The organism is Proteiniphilum sp. UBA1028 (assembly GCF_002316955.1).
Classification (GTDB): domain Bacteria; phylum Bacteroidota; class Bacteroidia; order Bacteroidales; family Dysgonomonadaceae; genus Proteiniphilum.
In genome coordinates, this window is sequence record NZ_DCEN01000079.1 from 1 (window position 1) to 1,430 (window position 1,430).

Consider the following 1,430-nt stretch of genomic DNA (forward strand, 5'->3'; position numbering starts at 1 on the left):
CAGTTGAACTTCATACTGCATGGTCAATCCGTGCAGATTGAAACAGCAAACAAACTGGAATCATTCTCTTCCTATCGGCTGGAAATCAGCAGAGGATTATATGCAATCTCCGGTAATCGCATTCTTACCGGCAAAGTATATTCTATCTCTACCGGAATGGATGGCTCGGATAAATTTCCACGTATCTCCGACGAAGAACTGCTGACCCTGGTACAAAGACAGACATTCCGCTACTTCTGGGACTTCGGACACCCCGTGAGCGGAATGGCTCGCGAACGAAGCTCATCGGGCAATACCGTAACTACCGGCGGTACAGGATTTGGAGTAATGGCGATGATTGTAGCAGTAGAAAGAGACTTTATCACAAGAGACGAAGCGCTGTTTCGTATTGAGAAAATTGTGGCGTTTCTGAAAAGTAAAGCAACCCGCTATCACGGGGCTTTTGCTCATTGGATTCACGGTGAGACGGGCGCTACATTACCCTTTAGCACATATGACAATGGAGCCGACCTGGTAGAAACCTCGTTGCTGTTCCAGGGCTTGCTGACCGCAAGGGGATATTTCAGTCGATCCACACCTGCGGAGATAAAGCTAAGGAATGAGATTACTCTTTTATGGGAAGAAATTGACTGGAAGTGGTTCCAAAAGGAGAGCGAGAATGTGCTTTATTGGCATTGGAGCCCACAGTACGGATGGCAGATGAATATGAAAGTTTCAGGATGGAACGAATCCCTTATCACCTATATTCTCGCAGCGGCATCACCCACGCATCCGATTACGAAAGAGGTATATGATCAGGGGTGGGCCCGCAACGGCAATATGATTAACAATGCCACATACTATGGTCACCGGTTGCCTCTGGGTCCCGAGACAGGAGGCCCTCTCTTTTTCGCCCATTATTCATTTCTGGGAATAAATCCAAAAGGATTGAAGGATCGCTATGCCGACTATTGGGAACAGAACAGGAATCATTCGTTAATCAATCATCTCTATTGTGCAGACAATCCGAAGAAGTATACCGGATACAGTGAATATTGCTGGGGATTGACAGCCAGTGACGGAAACCAGGGATACAGTGCCCACTCTCCAACCAACGACAGAGGCGTGATTGCTCCCACAGCCGCATTGGCATCTATGCCCTACACGCCTGAAGAATCAATGAAGGCTCTCCGTTTTTTTTACTACAAACTGGGAGACAAGATCTGGTCAGACTACGGATTTACAGACGCATTTAATCTTTCCGTGGGCTGGTTCGATAACCAACATATTGCCATCGACCAGGGGCCAATAATTATTATGATCGAAAATTACCGGAGTTCTCTGCTTTGGAACATACTGATGAACGATATTGAAATTCAAAGAGGCCTGACTAATTTGGGATTTCAATTTTCCTTTAATCCTCTGTCCTGAATGATCTGTGGGTGAAAAAA

General features: G+C 46.2%; 1 protein-coding gene. It reads left to right on the forward strand.

What is annotated here, in order from left to right:
• On the forward strand, nucleotides 1-1,410 hold a 1,410-nt coding region (locus B3Z75_RS13185; protein WP_294072609.1), incomplete at its 5' end, for a glucoamylase family protein.
• Nucleotides 1,411-1,430: the final 20 nt, after the last annotated feature.